General features: G+C 53.1%; 1 rRNA gene. It reads right to left on the bottom strand.

The features are described from left to right. Positions 1–19: 19 nt before the first annotated feature. Positions 20–708, bottom strand: a 23S ribosomal RNA gene (locus J1779_RS00105); the annotation flags it as partial.

The following is a 708-nucleotide window of genomic DNA, read 5'->3' as shown; positions in this document are numbered from 1 at the left end:
AAAACACCTTTGGTGTTGTAAGGTTAAGCCTCTCGGGTCATTAGTACTGGTTAGCTCAATGCATCGCTGCACTTACACACCCAGCCTATCAACGTCTTAGTCTTAAACGTCCCTTCAGGTGGCTTAAAGCCACAGGGAAGACTCATCTCGAGGCAAGTTTCGCGCTTAGATGCTTTCAGCGCTTATCTTTTCCGCATTTAGCTACCGGGCAATGCCATTGGCATGACAACCCGAACACCAGTGATGCGTCCACTCCGGTCCTCTCGTACTAGGAGCAGCCCCTCTCAATCTTCCAACGCCCACGGCAGATAGGGACCGAACTGTCTCACGACGTTCTAAACCCAGCTCGCGTACCACTTTAAACGGCGAACAGCCGTACCCTTGGGACCTACTTCAGCCCCAGGATGTGATGAGCCGACATCGAGGTGCCAAACACCGCCGTCGATATGAACTCTTGGGCGGTATCAGCCTGTTATCCCCGGAGTACCTTTTATCCGTTGAGCGATGGCCCTTCCATTCAGAACCACCGGATCACTATGACCTACTTTCGTACCTGCTCGAGCCGTCACTCTCGCAGTCAAGCTAGCTTATGCCATTGCACTAACCTCACGATGTCCGACCGTGATTAGCTAACCTTCGTGCTCCTCCGTTACTCTTTAGGAGGAGACCGCCCCAGTCAAACTACCCACCAGACACTGTCCTCACCCC

The organism is Rahnella rivi, assembly GCF_019049655.1.
Taxonomy (GTDB): domain Bacteria; phylum Pseudomonadota; class Gammaproteobacteria; order Enterobacterales; family Enterobacteriaceae; genus Rahnella; species Rahnella rivi.
This window is presented reverse-complemented; position numbering and strand designations above follow the sequence as displayed.